This window comes from Clostridioides sp. ES-W-0018-02, from assembly GCF_020658175.1.
Taxonomy (GTDB): Bacteria; Bacillota; Clostridia; order Peptostreptococcales; family Peptostreptococcaceae; genus Clostridioides.
Map to the genome: position 1 here is coordinate 1 of NZ_JACVVY010000003.1, position 17,855 is coordinate 17,855.

25 protein-coding genes are annotated in these 17,855 nt (G+C 25.0%); 19 read left to right on the forward strand and 6 right to left on the reverse strand.

All coding sequences use genetic code 11. From position 1 onward, the window contains the following. The first annotated feature begins 17 nt into the window (after nucleotides 1–17). The 3 genes from IC219_RS08850 to IC219_RS08860 are packed head-to-tail and all read left to right on the forward strand — an operon-like array spanning nucleotide 18 to nucleotide 1,333. Entirely contained in the window at nucleotides 18–248 is a 231-nt protein-coding gene (locus tag IC219_RS08850) for a hemolysin XhlA family protein (protein WP_227830804.1), read from the forward strand. Nucleotides 249–263: 15 nt separating this feature from the next. Next, nucleotides 264–521 carry a phage holin family protein gene (locus tag IC219_RS08855; RefSeq protein WP_095904947.1) on the forward strand — a complete coding sequence of 86 codons (258 nt, stop codon included), beginning with the start codon at nucleotides 264–266 and terminating at the stop codon, nucleotides 519–521. Beyond that, on the forward strand, nucleotides 521–1,333 hold the full coding sequence (locus IC219_RS08860) for an N-acetylmuramoyl-L-alanine amidase (protein ID WP_227830984.1): 813 nt from the start codon (nucleotides 521–523) through the stop codon (nucleotides 1,331–1,333). The genes IC219_RS08855 and IC219_RS08860 overlap by 1 nt, the downstream gene beginning before the upstream one ends. 27 nt (nucleotides 1,334–1,360) lie before the next feature. Here IC219_RS08860 and IC219_RS08865 read toward each other — a convergent pair whose 3' ends face one another. After that, nucleotides 1,361–1,825, reverse strand: coding sequence for a hypothetical protein (locus IC219_RS08865; protein ID WP_227830983.1), 465 nt, complete (start codon nucleotides 1,823–1,825; stop codon nucleotides 1,361–1,363). A 253-nt stretch (nucleotides 1,826–2,078) separates the two neighbouring features. Here IC219_RS08865 and IC219_RS08870 point away from each other — a divergent pair, with 253 nt between their 5' ends. The 4 genes from IC219_RS08870 to IC219_RS08885 all read left to right on the forward strand — a co-directional run bounded on the left by IC219_RS08870 (nucleotide 2,079) and on the right by IC219_RS08885 (nucleotide 3,675). Continuing rightward, nucleotides 2,079–2,282 carry a DUF4236 domain-containing protein gene (locus IC219_RS08870; RefSeq protein WP_196340918.1) on the forward strand — a complete coding sequence of 68 codons (204 nt, stop codon included), beginning with the start codon at nucleotides 2,079–2,081 and terminating at the stop codon, nucleotides 2,280–2,282. A gap of 462 nt (nucleotides 2,283–2,744) precedes the next feature. After that, nucleotides 2,745–2,960, forward strand: a complete 216-nt coding sequence (locus IC219_RS08875; RefSeq protein ID WP_054271635.1) for a DUF3791 domain-containing protein — start codon at nucleotides 2,745–2,747, stop codon at nucleotides 2,958–2,960. Continuing rightward, complete coding sequence (locus IC219_RS08880; RefSeq protein WP_227830982.1) at nucleotides 2,960–3,439, forward strand: DUF3990 domain-containing protein; 480 nt, start codon at nucleotides 2,960–2,962, stop codon at nucleotides 3,437–3,439. Before IC219_RS08875 ends, IC219_RS08880 begins: the two co-directional genes overlap by 1 nt. Nucleotides 3,440–3,444: 5 nt before the next feature. Then, the gene (locus IC219_RS08885) at nucleotides 3,445–3,675 is read left to right on the forward strand and encodes a hypothetical protein (protein WP_021397360.1); all 231 of its coding nucleotides are present in this window, start codon (nucleotides 3,445–3,447) and stop codon (nucleotides 3,673–3,675) included. A gap of 115 nt (nucleotides 3,676–3,790) precedes the next feature. Here IC219_RS08885 and IC219_RS08890 read toward each other — a convergent pair whose 3' ends face one another. Continuing rightward, nucleotides 3,791–3,997: a tyrosine-type recombinase/integrase gene (locus IC219_RS08890; RefSeq protein ID WP_413927597.1), complete on the reverse strand. Its 207-nt coding sequence runs from the start codon at nucleotides 3,995–3,997 to the stop codon at nucleotides 3,791–3,793. Between IC219_RS08890 and IC219_RS08895 the strand changes: the two genes are divergently transcribed. From IC219_RS08895 to IC219_RS08905, 3 genes are all read left to right on the forward strand, one after another. After that, a complete protein-coding gene (locus IC219_RS08895; RefSeq protein WP_227824434.1) occupies nucleotides 3,965–4,378 on the forward strand; it encodes a hypothetical protein in 414 nt (137 codons plus the stop codon). The genes IC219_RS08890 and IC219_RS08895 overlap by 33 nt on opposite strands. 243 nt (nucleotides 4,379–4,621) lie before the next feature. Beyond that, on the forward strand, nucleotides 4,622–5,506 hold the full coding sequence (locus IC219_RS08900) for a macro domain-containing protein (RefSeq protein WP_227824433.1): 885 nt from the start codon (nucleotides 4,622–4,624) through the stop codon (nucleotides 5,504–5,506). Nucleotides 5,507–5,635: 129 nt separating this feature from the next. Further along, nucleotides 5,636–8,422 (forward strand): hypothetical protein, encoded by a 2,787-nt coding sequence (locus IC219_RS08905; RefSeq protein WP_227824432.1) that lies wholly within the window; start codon nucleotides 5,636–5,638, stop codon nucleotides 8,420–8,422. A 122-nt stretch (nucleotides 8,423–8,544) separates the two neighbouring features. Here the strand turns inward: IC219_RS08905 and IC219_RS08910 are convergent, their stop codons facing one another. The 4 genes from IC219_RS08910 to IC219_RS08920 are packed head-to-tail and all read right to left on the reverse strand — an operon-like array spanning nucleotide 8,545 to nucleotide 11,283. Next, entirely contained in the window at nucleotides 8,545–9,525 is a 981-nt protein-coding gene (locus tag IC219_RS08910; RefSeq protein ID WP_413927598.1) for a tyrosine-type recombinase/integrase, read from the reverse strand. 57 nt (nucleotides 9,526–9,582) lie between these two features. Further along, a complete protein-coding gene (locus tag IC219_RS21675; protein ID WP_255612973.1) occupies nucleotides 9,583–9,711 on the reverse strand; it encodes a hypothetical protein in 129 nt (42 codons plus the stop codon). After that, complete coding sequence (locus IC219_RS08915) at nucleotides 9,701–10,453, reverse strand: Fic family protein (protein ID WP_227824429.1); 753 nt, start codon at nucleotides 10,451–10,453, stop codon at nucleotides 9,701–9,703. Before IC219_RS08915 ends, IC219_RS21675 begins: the two co-directional genes overlap by 11 nt. 56 nt (nucleotides 10,454–10,509) lie before the next feature. Then, nucleotides 10,510–11,283: a helix-turn-helix domain-containing protein gene (locus tag IC219_RS08920; RefSeq protein WP_227824428.1), complete on the reverse strand. Its 774-nt coding sequence runs from the start codon at nucleotides 11,281–11,283 to the stop codon at nucleotides 10,510–10,512. 137 nt (nucleotides 11,284–11,420) lie between these two features. Between IC219_RS08920 and IC219_RS08925 the strand changes: the two genes are divergently transcribed. The 9 genes from IC219_RS08925 to cas6 all read left to right on the forward strand — a co-directional run bounded on the left by IC219_RS08925 (nucleotide 11,421) and on the right by cas6 (nucleotide 17,855). Then, nucleotides 11,421–11,621 carry a helix-turn-helix transcriptional regulator gene (locus IC219_RS08925; RefSeq protein ID WP_009891540.1) on the forward strand — a complete coding sequence of 67 codons (201 nt, stop codon included), beginning with the start codon at nucleotides 11,421–11,423 and terminating at the stop codon, nucleotides 11,619–11,621. A gap of 3 nt (nucleotides 11,622–11,624) precedes the next feature. Further along, a complete protein-coding gene (locus IC219_RS08930; RefSeq protein ID WP_003433761.1) occupies nucleotides 11,625–11,939 on the forward strand; it encodes a hypothetical protein in 315 nt (104 codons plus the stop codon). Between the two features lie 21 nt (nucleotides 11,940–11,960). Further along, entirely contained in the window at nucleotides 11,961–12,161 is a 201-nt protein-coding gene (locus IC219_RS08935; RefSeq protein ID WP_227830981.1) for a hypothetical protein, read from the forward strand. A 27-nt stretch (nucleotides 12,162–12,188) separates the two neighbouring features. Then, on the forward strand, nucleotides 12,189–12,704 hold the full coding sequence (locus tag IC219_RS08940; protein WP_227830980.1) for a hypothetical protein: 516 nt from the start codon (nucleotides 12,189–12,191) through the stop codon (nucleotides 12,702–12,704). 33 nt (nucleotides 12,705–12,737) lie between these two features. Further along, complete coding sequence (locus IC219_RS08945) at nucleotides 12,738–14,051, forward strand: DnaB-like helicase C-terminal domain-containing protein (protein ID WP_227861661.1); 1,314 nt, start codon at nucleotides 12,738–12,740, stop codon at nucleotides 14,049–14,051. Between the two features lie 249 nt (nucleotides 14,052–14,300). Then, nucleotides 14,301–14,573 (forward strand): DUF6809 family protein, encoded by a 273-nt coding sequence (locus tag IC219_RS08950; RefSeq protein ID WP_054271625.1) that lies wholly within the window; start codon nucleotides 14,301–14,303, stop codon nucleotides 14,571–14,573. 272 nt (nucleotides 14,574–14,845) lie between these two features. Beyond that, nucleotides 14,846–15,973 carry an HNH endonuclease gene (locus IC219_RS08955; RefSeq protein WP_160743625.1) on the forward strand — a complete coding sequence of 376 codons (1,128 nt, stop codon included), beginning with the start codon at nucleotides 14,846–14,848 and terminating at the stop codon, nucleotides 15,971–15,973. Between the two features lie 479 nt (nucleotides 15,974–16,452). Next, on the forward strand, nucleotides 16,453–17,100 hold the full coding sequence (gene cas5 / locus IC219_RS08960; protein WP_009891534.1) for a CRISPR-associated protein Cas5: 648 nt from the start codon (nucleotides 16,453–16,455) through the stop codon (nucleotides 17,098–17,100). Next, nucleotides 17,091–17,855, forward strand: coding sequence for a CRISPR-associated endoribonuclease Cas6 (gene cas6, locus IC219_RS08965; RefSeq protein ID WP_227830979.1), 765 nt, complete (start codon nucleotides 17,091–17,093; stop codon nucleotides 17,853–17,855). The genes cas5 and cas6 overlap by 10 nt, the downstream gene beginning before the upstream one ends.

Consider the following 17,855-nt stretch of genomic DNA (forward strand, 5'->3'; position numbering starts at 1 on the left):
AAAATTAGGAGGCTTACATGAATGAAGAACTTTTCAACGCAGATTTAAAACGACATGAAACAAGAATAAATAAGCATGAAGAAGAAATAGACGAATTAAAGATAGCGAATATAGAATCTAAAGCAGAGTTAAAGGCATTATGTGAGAACTTAAACTCACTTACAAGTATGTTAAAGTGGTTGATTGGAACAATGATTACAACCTTAGTAGGATTCTTTATATTTGCAATACAGAGAGGAATATTTTAATTAGGAGGAAAATAAATGGATAATTTAATAAGTTTTATACCTGAGCAGTTACTAATTTTAGTTGCTGCTCTTTATGTTATAGGGGCAGGTTGTAAGAAGTACAAACAGTTAGATAACAAGTATATTCCAGTAGTGTTATTAGCACTTGGAATAGGTTTTTCAGTATGGATGTTAGGGTTAAATGCTGATGCAGTCTTACAAGGTGTAATTTGTTGGGGTATATCAATAGGTATAAATCAAACTTACAAACAGTTAAAGGAGGAAAATAAATAATGAAAATATGTATAACAGTAGGACACAGTATTTTAAAAAGTGGTGCATGTACTTCTGCTGATGGAGTAGTTAACGAGTATAAATATAATAAATCTTTTGCACCAGTATTAGCAGATATATTCAGAAAAGAAGGGCATAAGGTGGATGTAATAATATGCCCCGAAAAGCAGTTTAAAACTAAAACAGAGGAAAAGTCGTATAAAATACCTAGAGTTAATAGTGGAGGATATGACTTACTCATAGAACTACATCTAAATGCAAGTGATGGTCAAGGAAAAGGTTCAGAGGTACTATATTATAGCAATAAAGGTTTAGAGTACGCAACTAGAATATGTAAGAAATTAGGCACAGTATTTAAAAATAGAGGAGCTAAATTAGATAAAGGATTATATATTTTAAATAGTTCAAAGCCTACAGCCATATTAATTGAAAGTTTCTTTTGTGATAATAAAGAAGATTATGATAAGGCTAAGAAACTTGGATATGAAGGAATGGCTAGGTTAATTGTAGAAGGTGTATTGAATAAAACTATAAATAATGTAGAGGTGGGTAAAATGTATAAACACACAATAGTTTATGATGGAGAAGTTGACAAGATACCTGCAACTGTAGTTGGTTGGGGGTATAATGATGGAAAGATATTAATATGTGATATAAAAGATTATATACCAGGTCAAACAGAAAATTTATATGTTGTAGGGGGTGGAGCATGTAATAAGATAAGTTCTATAACTAAAGAGAGATACACTATGATAAAAGGTAATGATAGATTTGACACACTTTATAAAGCATTAGATTTTATTAATAGATAGATTAAGAAGGTAGCAACTAGCTAGTTGTTACCTTCTTTTTTTATGCTTTCTTTCTCTAAGTTTTTCATTTTTCATACTTTCTAGTACTTCTAGAGCTGTTGTATAAAATTGTATATTATTTCTATAAGGTATAGCTATTGGAACTATTCCTTTATTAACTAAAATAGTAAGAATCACAATAAGTGCGAAGGTCATTGCTGATTTAATAAAATAATTAGCTATATCCGATAAATCAAACGTTAAATTAATTATTGTAGAAAAAACAACAGCCATTATAGATATATACAAAGCGAATATAGGATTATTATTTTTTTGTAATTGCCCCTTAAGTCTAGCTTGTTCCATTTCTATATCTCGAATACTTTTTATAGAATCCATTTCACTATAATGCTTATAAACCTTTAAATAATATTTTTTATACTTATTTAAGTTTTCTTTGTTATCTTCAAGATATTTGTTACTTAAATCTTGTTTAACCTCTCCAAAATCCATACTATTCCTCCTAGATTGTTATATAATATACTTTAATTTATATCATATTTAATAATTTATATCAGCAATTTGTCGAACGATTTTATATGAAAATAAAGTATAATAATAGAGTCATTTTTTACAAGCTATTATATTTATTAGGTATAGTTTTGGACGATACCATTTTATTAAAATATAAACTATATCTAAAAGTTGTAATATATTCATTTTACAAGTATAATTTAATTAATTATATTTAATAGGGGGGATTTTTATGGGATTCAACTTTAGAAAAAGTATAAATTTAGGTGGAGGGGTAAAACTAAACTTAGGTAAGAAAAGTGTAGGTGTAAGTGCAGGTGTAAAAGGTGCGAGAGTATCTGTAAATTCAAAAGGAAGAAAATCCGCAACACTTAGTATCCCAGGTACAGGAATATCCTACACAAAGACAAGTACAAAAAAACGTAAGCCAAAATAAATAATATATGAATTTAGCACACATTTAGCACACAACTAATTTAATAATATACATGAACTTATAAAAATATATATGAAATATAAAAATTATAAGTGTTGATATAACACAAAAAGTGATGAGACATGGAGATGTAAAAATAAGAATGTAGCATCCCCTCGTCTCCACCAATTTTAAAAAAAGAATGATGAAATACTTGGAAATACTAGTCTTTATTGACTAGTATTTTTTATTTTGGTGACGAAATCCACCAACCGTACCCCAACCACAGAAAAAGAGGTTTTTTTGAGCGTATATTGGGGTGCATTTAGGCTGTATAAAAAGCCTTTATTTATTATGATATTAAGTAACATAGAATTTTAATATCTACTTTATGATATAATATTTTTATAAATGTAAAATAGTTTAAGTTGTTAATTAATAAAAATATATATTATATAAGTTTGATAGGAGTTGAGGTTTGTAATGGATGAAAGAAAACTAGAATTTTCTATTTTTTGCATTGAAGCTTTAGCAGAAAAGTTGAATATAGATTCAGAAGGAGTTTATAAACTTCTTAAACATGATACTGATATTTTAGATAACTATATAATACCTTGCTATGAAGCACTACATTCTCAAAGTAAAAGTTATATAGTGCAAGATTTAATACAAGTGCTTAAAGAAAAGGGCGTGATGTAATGATTGTATATCATGGTTCATACTGTGTGGTAAAAACGCCTAATATTATCTTCTCAAGAGATTCTTTAGATTTTGGAAAAGGATTCTATTTAACTAGTATAAAAACACAGGCACTTAACTGGACAGAACGTTTTAAGAAAAGGGGTAAAAAAGCATATTTAAATAGCTATTCTTTAGATATTGATGAATTAAAAAAAAGCTGTAATGTAAAAATATTAGATAGTTATAATTTAGAATGGCTTGACTTTATATTAGAATGTAGAAATATGAGTGATGTATATATGAAATATGATGTTATAATAGGTGGAATTGCTGATGATAAGATTTACAATACAATAGAACTGTATCAAGATAATCTTATTGAAAAAGATGAAGCTTTAAAAAGATTAAAATACTATAAACCAAATGAACAAATATGTATAACCAATCAAAATGTAATAGATAAATATTTAAAGTTTAGATGTGAAGAGGAGGTATAGTACTTATGGAAGCAAATAAAATATTATTACAAATACTATATAAAAAAATTATATTAGAATTTTCTAAGCAGACAGGCAAGAGTTTGGAAGAAAGTATGGATTATTTATATACTTCTGAAACATATAAACTTATAAGTGAGGGTGTATCAGATATGCACTGTAAGGGTCATATATACTTGGCTCAAGAATTAATGCTAGAAAATGGATTAATGTATCATAAAGGCTATCCAAGATAAATAGTTAAAACTAGATACGAATTAAGGATACAAGATAATATGAAATTAATTTGTATCCTTATTTTGATTTTGTAATTAACTATATGAAATCATAGTAGTTTTATGGATTTAATTTTTACAATGAAAATATTTTATCCAACTTTTCTACAGCTTCAACTTTCTTATCTTCCATAACTTGAGTATATATATTTAAAGTTATTGATATATCATAATGACCCATTAAAACTTGTACAGTCTTAGGAGGAACATCTTTCTCAAAAAGTCTAGTTGCATAAATTTTTCTAAGACCATGAAACTTTATAGGCTCTATATATCTGTAAATAGAGAGGTTAAATTATTTAAGACTCAAGGTAGAGATAATGGTGAAATTATTGATATAAAAATTAATGGACTATGTGGTACAAATGAATTAAATCTATACATTGAAGTTAAATGTTGCTGGAATAAATCACTAGAATCAGATTTAGAAGAAGAGTTAGCTAAGAGATATGTGCTCAAAAGATATTGTAATTATGGGATTTATGTAATAGGGTGGTTTGGGTGTAAACAATGGATTTTAGATAGTGACACCAGAAAACCACTAAAGTATAATTTAGAAGAAGCTAAGAAGAAATTTAATGATAAGTTCATGTTACATTATATAAAAATAATAAACTGTGGATATTATTTTTGTGATTCACATCCATTGATTTTAAAAAATTAGTGATAAAATACTTGGGAATGATAGTTTCTATTAACTAGTATCTTTTATTTTAGGAATAAAATACTAAATTGTACTATAATTATAGAATTTTTTAAAATTGCTAATGAGAAATATAGAAAAGTAAAATAATAAAAAATATTGAATAAAAGCTAAGTAAATATATTAAGTGGATAGGGATTATATGTAGAATAGTATATTTTTAAAGAAATAAAATATCTAATTTTAACAAGGAGGGGTGATTTTATGAAAAGAAATAAAAGTATAAATAATAAAATATTACTGAAGAATACTATAATGAAAATTGGAGCATTTACTGGTTGGATTATAGGTATTGCTTCAGCATTATTTAATAACCTGCTATCTAATTATAAAATGGAGATAGTTATAGGATCTTTAATTTCATTTCTTATATATTATTTATATAGTTGGAATAAAGCAAGTAGACTAAAATCGATAAGCTTGAATATTAATGATTCTAAAATAGAGATTCTTGAAGGTGATATCTTTGGTGTTAATAATGAATTACGAGAAGATAGAATATTAAAAGTTATAACTTTTAATGAGTATTTTGATACACAAGTTGATGATAAAATAATTTCAAGAGAGTCTTTAAATGGAAAATTTATAAATAACATACTTAATGGTGATACAAATGAATTAGATTATACAATAGAAAATGATACATACTTAAAGAGAAATAGAAGAGAAATTAACCAAAGTAGAAAATCTGAGAAAAAACAAAAGTATAAGATAGGTACTGTTTTAGAATACAAAGAAAAGTATCTATTAACAGCTTTTAGTAGATTTAATGATGAGAATAAAGCAGAAATAACACTATCAGAATATATAGAATTTTTAGTTGGTTTTTGGAGTGAGTTGGATCGAGTGTATGCTTCTAGGATAATTGAAATACCTTTATTAGGTTCAGGGATTATAAGATTTAGTAATATTGGAAATAGAATTTCAAATCAAGAACTTTTAGAGCATATGCTTTGGTCTCTTAAAATAAGTAGAGTTAAATTCAACTATCCATCTAAAATAAAAATTATATTGAACTGTGAATCTTTAAATGAAATAGATTTATTTAGAATAAATGAGATATATAAGAATGATTATTTAAGATATTAAAATAAAAAAAGTTATATTTTGTTTTAATAAAAATAATAAATTTGAGAAGTATTGTGGTTATAAGCTGAAAAGTAGATATCTTAAAATTAAATTGATTGGAAAATTACTATAGAAAGGATAGATATATACATGGCATTTAAATTTTTAAATGATAAGATAAAAGTATTTATTAGTTCGAAATGTGGGTCGTATAATGAAGACTATGAGATTATACGAATTGGACTAAAAAATTTGCTTGAGGAAACTGGATTTATTCATACATATGTATTTGAAGAAACTACACCTTCTTCTATGAATATACAGGAAGAATACCTAAATAGACTTGAAGATAGCGATATAATACTATTTCTTATAGATAATGAAAGATATAATTGTTCTGATGGAGTCATGAGAGAGTGGAAGCATGCTACAACTTTACAGAAAAAGTCAATATATTTATTTTATAATGATAATGCTAAAGATATAACTAATATACAAAAAGAACTTCAAAAACCCAATTCTAATAAATGGATGACTATAACAAATAAAAAAGATTTTTTAGAAGAGGGATATAAAGCTATTATAGAAGACATAATTAGAATTTATAGAGAATATTGCAAGAATAGGATGATAGACAGAAATTCTCATAAGGAATATAATAACGATAATATTGTTGAAAACAATAATTTATTTTTTAACAAAATAAATAAAGTGGAAATAAATGAGAATATGATTAATGATTTTACTATAATTAGTGAGTATTTCAAATCTAAAAATACCTTTCATGAGAAAGAAGAAGAATCTATTGAAAATATTAGTGATATAGAAAAAAGATTTTTATATTTTATAAAATTATTATTATGTGAAGTAGATTATGATGAAAGTTCCATTGATAATTTAATAAAATTAGTATCTAAATCACATGTTAATATTATTAAAAGCATAGTAGAAAAGAGATGGTATAGCATAAAATGCTGCTATAATGATGATGTTGATAAGGCTATTGAATATTTAAATAAAGCTTATGATGAAGCATTAAATAACAAGATAGATATGTGGATTATTAATGATATTTTAATAGATAAAAGACATTTGGAAAATTATATTCATAATAACAGAAGTAATGTATATTTATTTGAAAGTGAAACTCAAAAAATATTAAATGATAAACCTGACATATTATATTATCCTGTATTAGATAGAATATCAAAGAATATATACAATAAGCTGCTAAAAGTTATTAATGAGAATAATATGGATGGACCATATACAGTTAGATTTGGTATTGAACTAAATGGGATATTAGAAGAATTGAGTAAATATTATACACTTTCAGTATACTATGGTTCTTATATACATATAAATATAGTTATAAAATTATTAAAAGATATATTTTATAACTTTTATAATATTTATAAAAGTAGTTTTTTTGGATTTGAGGCTTTAAGATATAGTATTTTATGTTCTGATTTAAAAACAGTTAAAGACATATGTAACAGGCATTCAGATATAATTTCAACATGTAGTTTAAATAAAATAAATGATTTATATAGCATCTCAAATAGAATTTCTCTTACATATCAAAGAAAAAGAGTTAAATTGAATATATTTAGCTGTTTAGGTTATTATCTCGAAGAAAATTATTATATTAAAGTAGAAGAAGAGATTTTTACTATATTTGATGAATGGCTATATTCTGAAAGAACTGTTAATGATTTAGATAATATAATTTTTGAAGCAATAAAAAATAATATATCTCGTATAAATATTAACAAAACTATAGTGTTTTTAATTAGGACAATTAAAAATAAGAAATATGTTTATTTAGATAAGATACTTGAAATATTAAAATTAATAAACTTCAACAATGTAGAAGAATATAATTTTAAAGAAATAATAGATATTATAAGTACTATTGTAAAAAATAAAAATATGAACGTAAATTATGAGTATTTAAAACTATTAATTATAATATTAAGAAAATCAGATTTAGGATATAGTGAGACTCTAGATAATTTAGTTGAAAATAATTTTAGTGATTTCAATACAGTTTATAAATTAAATATATTTAATAGAGAGGAAGATTCCTATAATGAAATACTTAAATGTATAGAAGAAATTAAAGCTCGAAATTTAAAGCAAGAAAGTGGTATATATGTTGGATATGGATATAATCCTCAAGATATAATCAAAAATATAATTAAAGATTCAGATATGCTTTTATGTCATTATGATTTGATAAATCCAATAGCAACAGTATGTAGAGATTGTTTAATGAATGAAAGACAAGTCATACATGAAAAAATAAGTACAATACATTTATTAATATACTTAATGTATATTAGCAAGAATAAAAATTTGCATTTCGATTGGAAGAAATATTATAATGGCTTATCTGAGGTAAAAGTACAAAAGGGTTTTTGTGAGGGTTTTTTCAATAAAGAGAGTGAGCTTACACTTTTTGCAAATTATATATTTTATAAAATTATTAATCTAGATATTAATAAAAATGAAATTATGAATTTATTAGGGTATTACAATAATGATAATGTGTATGAAAATATTAAGATATTGGAAGTTATAAACATTTTTATTCAAAATAGTTATATAGGAAATATACCTGAAGATATTTACATTATACTAATTCAATTTGTATCAAGATATATAAATGATAATAACTATGAAGTAAGATCTGAAGTAATTGATACTTTTTTTGCTTTTTTTAATAAATACAATGATGAGTTAAGTTTAAGTTTTATTAATCAAATGGGTAATGATACTGATTATAGGATCAAACTGATTATAATAAGTAATATAAAAAGACAGGAAGAAAATGCATTCCAGTATAGAGATATTCTTGAAAAATATAAATTAGATAATCACTATATAGTAAGATGTAGGGCAAAAAAATTATTAGAGTGTAATATTTATAACTAAACTTATGCTTAGTATATAAATATTTTTGAATTATGAATGTTATTTTGAGTTTATTAAATTTGTAGATTAAAAGGATTGTAATTATATTTACTTCATAGATATGATTACAATCCTTTTAATTATTATAGTGAAAATATATCATTTAGTTTTTCTACAGCTTCTACTTTTTTATCTTCCATAACTTGAGTATATATATTTAAAGTTATTGATATATCATAATGACCCATTAAAACTTGTACAGTTTTAGGAGGGACATCATTTTCAAAAAGTCTAGTTGCATAAGTTTTCCTAAGACCATGAAACTTTATAGGTTCTATATTTAATCTGTTTAATATAGATTTTAAATTCCTTAAAGGTCTTTTATCATCTATAGGGGCACCTAATTCATTGCAAAATACATAATTATCATTTCTATATAATTCTCCAGCCTTTAATATATCTGTATTTTGATTTACTTTATGTTCTTTCAATTTATTTAAGACATCCTTTGGAATAGGCACAGTTCTGTAAGAATTTGATGTCTTTGGCTCTTGTTCTAATACTTTAAGCTCTCTATTTCCATTTTTATCTATAAAATATGTTCTTTGAAGAGTTCTTTTAACTGTTAAATTAGACTTTTTAAAATCAATATCAAACCATTTAAGTCCTAATAATTCTCCTAATCTAAGTCCAGTACCAAGAGCAAGTAAAAATAATACCTCTAATTTATGCCCCTCTATAGCTTTTATAAAACTCTTTTGTTGTTCAAGAGTCAATATTTCAAGCTTATTTTCCTTTTTCTCAACTGGTATATTTACCATAGTACAATAATTACGTTGTATAAGACCTTGTTTTTCAGCTTCTGATAAGCAGGTTTTCAGTTTAGTGTTTATTTGTCTTATAGTAGATATACTTTTATTAGAATCAAGCAATCTATTGTAATATTTTTGTATGTGAGATACTCTTAAGTCTTTTAATTTAACATTGCCTAAATCAGTATCTTTAATATAATTACGATAGATGCTTTCATATCTTTCAAATGACTTAGGTTTTAAATCTTTTATTCTATATTCAAACAACCAATTGTAAAACCAATGCTCTAAAGTTATTTTATCATCTGAAATATCAGAGCTTAAATAATATTGTTTTTTATAAGCCTCTAATTTATCTTTAACTTCCTTTTAAGTCTTACCATAAAATTCTTTTCTTATTGGTTTACCATCTTCATTATAACCAATCATTATACGAGAACGCCAACCATCTTTATATTTTCCGATAGAGCCTTCACCATTAGCTCTTTTAGTTGCCATTTTTAAACAGCTCCTTATATGATTTATAGTTATATCCATCAAAGAATGTAATACATTTTTCTAATAAGAATTTTATAACTTCATCAGCTTCTAGTGTTTCATAGAAGTTTAGCATCAATGTGTTGTACTCTTGTTTATGCTTAGCTGGTATTGATAGAACTCCTATATCATTACTTATAAGTATTAGGTTTGAGGTAAGTCTAGCAGTTCTTTTGTTGCCATCATAGAAGAATTGACAATAGGACAACCATAAATTTATTATTATAGCCTTTTCTAAGGGGTTAGTTATTTTATTTATGATACTTATGTCACTTATAAATAAATCCTTTAATAGAGTGGCTTCTATGCACTCATATTGAGTAGTACCAGCTATACCTATGTTACCGTTTCTAAAATCTCCAACAATTAGAGCTTCATCTTTTGCAACTATTTTATGTATAGAGCAAATTGTATCTTTATTTAAAGATAAGTTTTCTTTGTTACTTAATTTTATTACATAATCCCATGATGATTTTATATTTAGTATTTGATTTTGGTCACTTAATTTATGGCCACCTACTGTTATACCATCAAGTAATGTTTGTACTTCTGGGAATGTAAAGGGGTTATTTTCTAGGTTACCCATATCATATACAAATTCACTTATCATTCTTCTAATATATGTTAAAGTATATTTTTTATCTCCATGAGGTAGGTTAGTAGGGAATTTATATATGTATTTTGGTATATATGATTTATTCATGATTGTAGCTCCTTTCATAGTTTTTTATCATTGCTTTAGATAGTATTGATATTATTTTATATTTTAGTTAGTAGTTTTTTTATTTCTTTAAGTGTATTTTCAAGCTTTTTATTTTTTTCCTTTAATTCGTTATTTTCTTGTAATAATTTAAAGTAATCATTATTTTTAATAGTCATATTTTCTTTTTGAGATATTAACTTTTTTAGTCGAATGTTACTCCCATTATCTGTTGCCTCACTAAAGTAATCATAGATTGCTTCTATATTTTCTTCTGATAGACCAATATCTAGTAAATCATCAATTGATTGTTTTGTAAGAACATCATTTTTAATAATTTCTTTTATGTCATCAGGATGTAATGAAAAATCTAATTCAGTATTAGATATACAATCTGAAAGTATCCAATTATAAACTTGATTTTCATTTAGTTCTAATTTCTCACCAAGTTTATAATATTGGTCTTTATCAGACCAAGCACCTAGCAATAAACTTGAGGTAATTCTAATATCATCATCTTCCATAAGATTTGAAATAGCATTTAAAAATTCATCAAAAGAATAGTATTCTTCTGGGAATAAAGACTGTAAAAAGTATAAAACATCTTCATTAGTCATTACTTCATTTTCAATATCAAAATAAAAGATAGTCTTTTCAATTTTCAAAGCTTTAGCGAGTTTTGATAAGGTATCTATACTAGGTATTCTTTTATCATTTTCATAATTTATTAGAGCATTTCTTGAGATGCCACTAATTTCAGCAAGTTGAATCTGTGTTAGTTCTTTTTGTTTTCTTATCTTTTTTAAGTTTTTTCCAATTTGCAATATTATCACCTCGTATAAAGTATATCCCAAAAGTACACAAATGAGAACAGAAAAATAATATATTCTTATTGACAGCACACATATGTCGACATTATAATTAAAATGTAAAGTTTACGAATGTAAACTAGAAAAAAGGAGGAAAAAGTATGGGAATCAATTTAAAAATATTTAGGATTAAAAAAGGTCTAAAGCAACAAGAACTAGCAGATAGAGTTGGCATATCAAGATATTATTTGTCAAACTTGGAAACAGGTAAGGCTAATAATCCAAGCAATGATTTGATGATTAAACTATCTAGAGCTTTAGATACAACAGTAGAAGAATTATTTTTTAGTAAGGAGGAGTAAAATATGAAAGAGAATAATAATTTAGAAGTTTTAAAGACATTACAAGCTACTTTAAACATTATTGTAAAGAATGAAGAAGAAGCACAAGAAAAAAAGCAAGGATATAAAATTATTGAAAATGCGAAAAGAAATAAAGCTGAACTTATAACATGTAAAGAAGCATCTAAGCTTTATCCTATAGGAGAATCAAAATTTAGGCAGTTATGTCACTCTAAAAATAAAGGTTTCCCTTGTATATGGATAAATAATCGAGTATACATAATAAAAAACAAATTGGATGATTGGTTTATTGAAAATGCAAATGGTATCAAGTTATAGTCTTAAAGTAGGTGTTTGCAATTGAGCAATAAAGGGTGGATAAAGCTTTACAGGGAGTTGTTGGATAAATCAATTTGGAAAGATATTAAACCAGAAAGAAAAGTAATATTAATAACTCTATTACTTATGGCTAGTCATAAAGAAAATCATGTTTTTATAGATAATAAAAGGATAAAAATAAAGTCTGGACAATTTATTTCTTCTTATAGCAAAATAGCTTAAAGATGTGGTAAAGGAGTTAGTTATCAAATGGTTAGAAGTTGTTTGTTGGTTTTTAAAAATGCTGGTTTTCTAACATACGAAACAACAAACAAATATATAGTCATAACTATTGAAAACTGGGAGCTTTACCAAGAGAACATAGAAAATCAACAACCTAATCAACAGACGATTAACAATCAATCAACAACAATCAAGAATATAAAGAATGAAAATAATATTATATATAGTGAAATTATAAGCAAATTTAACTCAACTTGTATTGAACTTTCAAAGGTCAAGAAACTAACAGACACAAGAAAGAGGAGAATAAATTCAATAATAAGAGAATATGATAAAGAAGCTGTATTAGAGGTTATAAATATAGTTAGTAAAACAAGTTTTCTGAATGGAAATAATAATACAGGATGGAAAGCAAATTTTGATTGGATAATGAATTCAAGTAATTTTACCAAGATACTAGAGGGCAATTATCATAGCAAGGAAACTGACCTAAATAAAGATGAAAAGGTATATAATCCAGATGACTCACAATTAAAGTGGTAGGGAGGTTATATTATAAATAATTCAAACAACTTAATTAAAAATACAGAAGCAGAGCAATCAATATTAGGAAGCATTTTATTAGACTCAACAATAGTAGAAGAGTTAGATCAAATGTTAAATGAAGACATGTTTTATCATGAGGAACATAAATACATATTTAAGGCTATAAAAGAAATAAATAAGAGAAATGAAGTAATAGATATAATAACTCTTACAGAAGAATTAAAGAGAAAAGGTCATTTGAATAATATTGGAGGTATAAGCTATATTACCAGTTTGTCAACAATAGTCCCAACAGTATCAAATTTTATGAGTTATGTCAGTATAGTTATTGAAAAATATAAAAATAGAAATATAATTGATAAATTCAATAAATTCAGTCTTGGCGAAATAGATGATAATACCCTTATATATCAGTTAGAAAATGATATAAATAAAGCTAATCAGAAATTAATAAAAAAGGATTCAAGTATAACAGCCATATCAGAGAGAGCCTTTGAATATATAAATGATGAAATAAATGAAGGTATTAAGACTGGAATAAAGTTCTTAGATGATACTATAGGAGGTTTATATGGGAGTGAACTAACTACAATAGCAGCTAAAAGTGGAAGAGGTAAAACAGCATTGGCGTTACAAATACTTAGAAATGTAATATTTCAAGGTAAGAAAGTACTTTTTATAAGTGGAGAAATGAGCGATATACAGATTCTATTTAGAAATATAGCATCACTAACTGGAATATCAGTTGTAAAGATGAAAAATAGAAATCTAAATGATGAAGAAATAGTCAAATATATACAAGCTTTAAGCATAATAAATCAGGAAAATAATCTTTATATAAATGACTCTGTAAATACAATATCAGGGATAAAGAGAGAAATAAAGAGTATTAAGCCTAGCTTAGTCATAATTGATTATTTGCAAATTTTGGATTATGAAGGCAAAGAAGTAGGAGAAGCTAAATTTGCTGACTTATCAAGGCAAATAAAAAAGATTACTTTAGATTTTAATATACCAGTTATTCAGCTTGCTCAATTAAATGATGAATTGAAGGATGAAAGACCTAAGGGTGATAGAGTAATGAGAAGCTCAAAGCAGATATATATGGATTCTAATTCAGTTATATATATTCATAGACCTACAGAAAAAGAAGCTCTTAATTATTGTAAGACAATGGGAATTGAGGATATAAGAGAGCTGAGACGAAGAGAAAAAGGTTTTGGTGCTAATTTAAGTGAGATTATTGTTGCTAAAAATAGAGATGGTGAGTCAGGATTTAGGCCATATTGGTATATAGGAAATTTGTTTTCTTTTGAAGAATGTAAGAAGATACAAGAGATATAAAAAAGAAGTATGACTTATTAAGTAATAGATAAATTATGTTTCAAGAAGTATTGAATGGTAAATATATAAAACTTAATTAGATGTAATAGAAATTTAAAATATATTGAGTTTAGATTTAAATGCTTATTAGAAAAAGGTAGTTGCCATATAAATATAACAACTACCTTTATAAATTAGGTACTTAATGTACACTAACCTAGCAACTTAAGTATATATTAAGTACCTGATGAAAGTCAAGGAGGTACTAAAATGTATGATGAAATTATAGAAATATATTTTGATTATTGGATAAATGAACATATGTATAGAAGTATTTTAGAAAAAGATGAGTATTATATTGAATGTTGGAAAGAGGTTAAAAAAATTAATGAATTATTGGAAAAAAATTTGGAAGATGATAAGAAATATCTGTTGGTTGAATTAAATGATTTGTTTAATTCATTAATAGAATTTGAAAGGGAACTTAGTTATAAATTAGGATTTAAAACAGGAGCAAAATTTATAATAGAGTTGTTGAAGTAATTAATTTGTGTATCTCAATAGAATAATTAAATAGTAAATCGAGATTATTAATAAGTTGTACTAGAATACTTTAAGTGAAGTATATATTAATTATATTGTTTAAAATAAATATATTTAATAAAGAGGGTATAGGTATGCCCTCTTTTGTTTTTATGCAATCAATGATATTGTAGGATTTATGTATTTTGATAAATAGCACAATATATTTTAATAATAAATATATGATACAATAATTTTATTAAAATCTAAAATAATCAATTGAGGAGGAGAATATGACAATACCTAAGTTAGAGTCTAATGATAGAAAAAGAGAGTTTAATAAATACACATCAGAGCAAATAAACAAAGTAGTTTATAATTATTTATTTAAAAATAATATGAGTAATAGAAATATAGATGATGAGATACTAGATTTATCATCAAAACAAAGTAAAGATTATCAATCAATGGGTATATTACATCATTTAGGAATAAATAAAAATCATAAAGGTATTTTTAGCGGATACACAATAGATAAAGCAATTGAAGTTCTTAAGGAAGATGAGATACATTTCAGTCAAATTATTAATATACTTTTAGAAATTAAAAATATAAATGAGTATCCTATAATAGTTGACTCTTGGGAGTTATTAGATGAGAAAATAGCTTTAAAAACAATTGATAAATCTACATTAAAACATAATGGGACAGGAGTTCCAATAGAAATAAGACATTTTTTTGAGATAAATAATTTAGGAAAGAATGAAAAGAAAAATGTGAATTTTAAATATAATGATAATTATTATAGTGCAGTTATAGAGATGGATAAATTAGAGAATCCAAGAAGTAGAATAATTTGGAAATCTAAGTTTAGAGATTTACTAAGAAGTATATTTCCTGAGTATTATGAGAAATTCTTAGAAAATAAAATAGAAGGAAAAACAAATTTACCTAAAATAAGATTCATAAAACTTGATAGTAATAATTTTAACATAGAATTCATTTTTACTACTGAAATAGAAGACGATGTATTGGAGGAGATAAGTCAAGATAATCCTTTGAACATTAATACTATTAACATAGAATTAGAAACTGAAATTAGAAAAGAAGGGAAAGTTAAATATGTTTATGGGAAACAGTATGAGCGTAACCCCAGAAATAGAATAGAAGCAATAAAATATCATGGCACAAAGTGTATTGTATGTGGGTTTGACTTCGAAAAAACGTATGGAGACAGAGGTAAGGGATACATAGAAATTCATCATATTAAACCATTAAGTTCTGTTGGAGAAGAAAGCAATATAAATCCCAAAACAGATTTGGTGCCAATATGTTCAAATTGTCATAGAATGATTCACAGGAAGAAAGATAATGTTTTGAGTATTGATGATTTGAAGCAAATTATAAAAGATAGTAAATAATACTTATGTATGGCAGAGATGTATAAAGTATATATTCTAAACTAGTTAACAACAAATACTGATATAAAAAATCAAAGAATTTATTAGGAAAAGGTAGTTGCTAAAGTATAACAGCTACTTTTAGAAATTAAGTATTTGAGGTATATTAGTCTAACCGATTAGGTATATCTTAAGTTATTGATGAAAATCAATTAAGTACTAACATGTATGATGAATCCATAGAAATGTATTTTTATTGTTAAATAAATGAACATACATAGAAATATTTTAAAAAATTACAAGTACTATATTGAAAGTTTGAAGGAGAACCTTGATTTAAGGTAAGTGTAAAGTTTTTAAAAACTTCACTAAAATAATCTAATTAAGTTATATATTGTTACTTTTAGGAAAATAATGGTAAAAATTAAAGGTTTTTATAAATGAATGTCTAATTTTATAAATAAAATGGAGTATTTTAACTAAATATTTGAGGAGATAAAATGATATTAAATAAAATCGAAATAATTGGAGATATGGCTCACTTTAAAATTCCTATGCATAGCAAGATACAAAGAACATATGAAATTCCACCAATATCAACAGTTGTCGGAATTTTAAAAAATATATATGGTGAAGAAATAGATGATTTTATATTAGGATATGTTATATATCATGATGGTACATTTAAAGATTTACAGACTATATATAAAGAAATCAATCCAAATGTAAAAACATTGACAGATAGCGATAGATTTCAAACTGATGTATGTCCCATTGAATACCTAATTAATCCTAAACTTATCATATATACTAACATAGATAAAAATATAGAATTTAATGAGCCGCTATGCTTAGGTAAGACTAATTGTTTAGCGAAGGTATTATCTTTAAGTGAAATTGAAGTAAATCTAATAGATAAAAAAGCTATTGGATACAATCAATATACAGATATTAATATTGGAGATGGAATGATAAAAAGAATAAATACATTGACAGAGTATAATGAAAAAAAAGGTTATTATGATATATATTCTTCAATGGTAAGAGAAAATGATGAGTTTGAATATGGTAAATATTATGATGAAGATGAGCAACAGAATATTTTTTTATGGAAATGGAAAAAAGGGGGAGTAATTAAATGCATTTAGTAAGAAGACATTTGATACTCACAGTGGATAATGAAGTTGTATTAGATTACAATTACCAGTATGAGCTAATGAAAAGGATATATGAGGCTATAGAAATTAATGATAAAAGAAAAGCACTAAGTCTTCACAATGAAGGCTATAAGGTGGATAAGAAAGTATTTAAATTATTTAATTACACAATTATGTTTGAAAATGCTAAGTATTTAAAAGAGGGAATACATTTAAATCCCCAAACAAAAATCAAATTAATTTTAAGTGGATATGATGATATATTGAATAATATTATAAAAGGTTTTATTAAATTTAAAGTATTTAAATTGAATAATATAGAGTTTAAAGTTTCAGATATAGAAGAAGATTCAAAGAAAAATTTTAATAATATAACACTTTATAAAGTAAGGTCACCTATTGTAGTGAGTTTATATGATTTAAAAAGTAGGAAACAAGTATACTTAAATCCAATGCAAGAAGAGTTTTATAAAGCATTACATGATAATTTAGGAAATAAGTATAAGCTTATACATAATAAAGAATATACTGGTGAACTATACTTTGATATTGAGGATGTATTAGCAGTAAAAAAGAAATATATAACTAATATAAAAGGAAAAGGATTTGTAATTGGATATACAGACTTTGAAATATTTGTAGAAGCTGATAAGGATATGCAAAAAGTTATTTATTATTGTGGACTAGGGGAAAAAAATAGTATAGGAATGGGGTTATTAACTTATATAACTTCTAGGAGGGCTTAA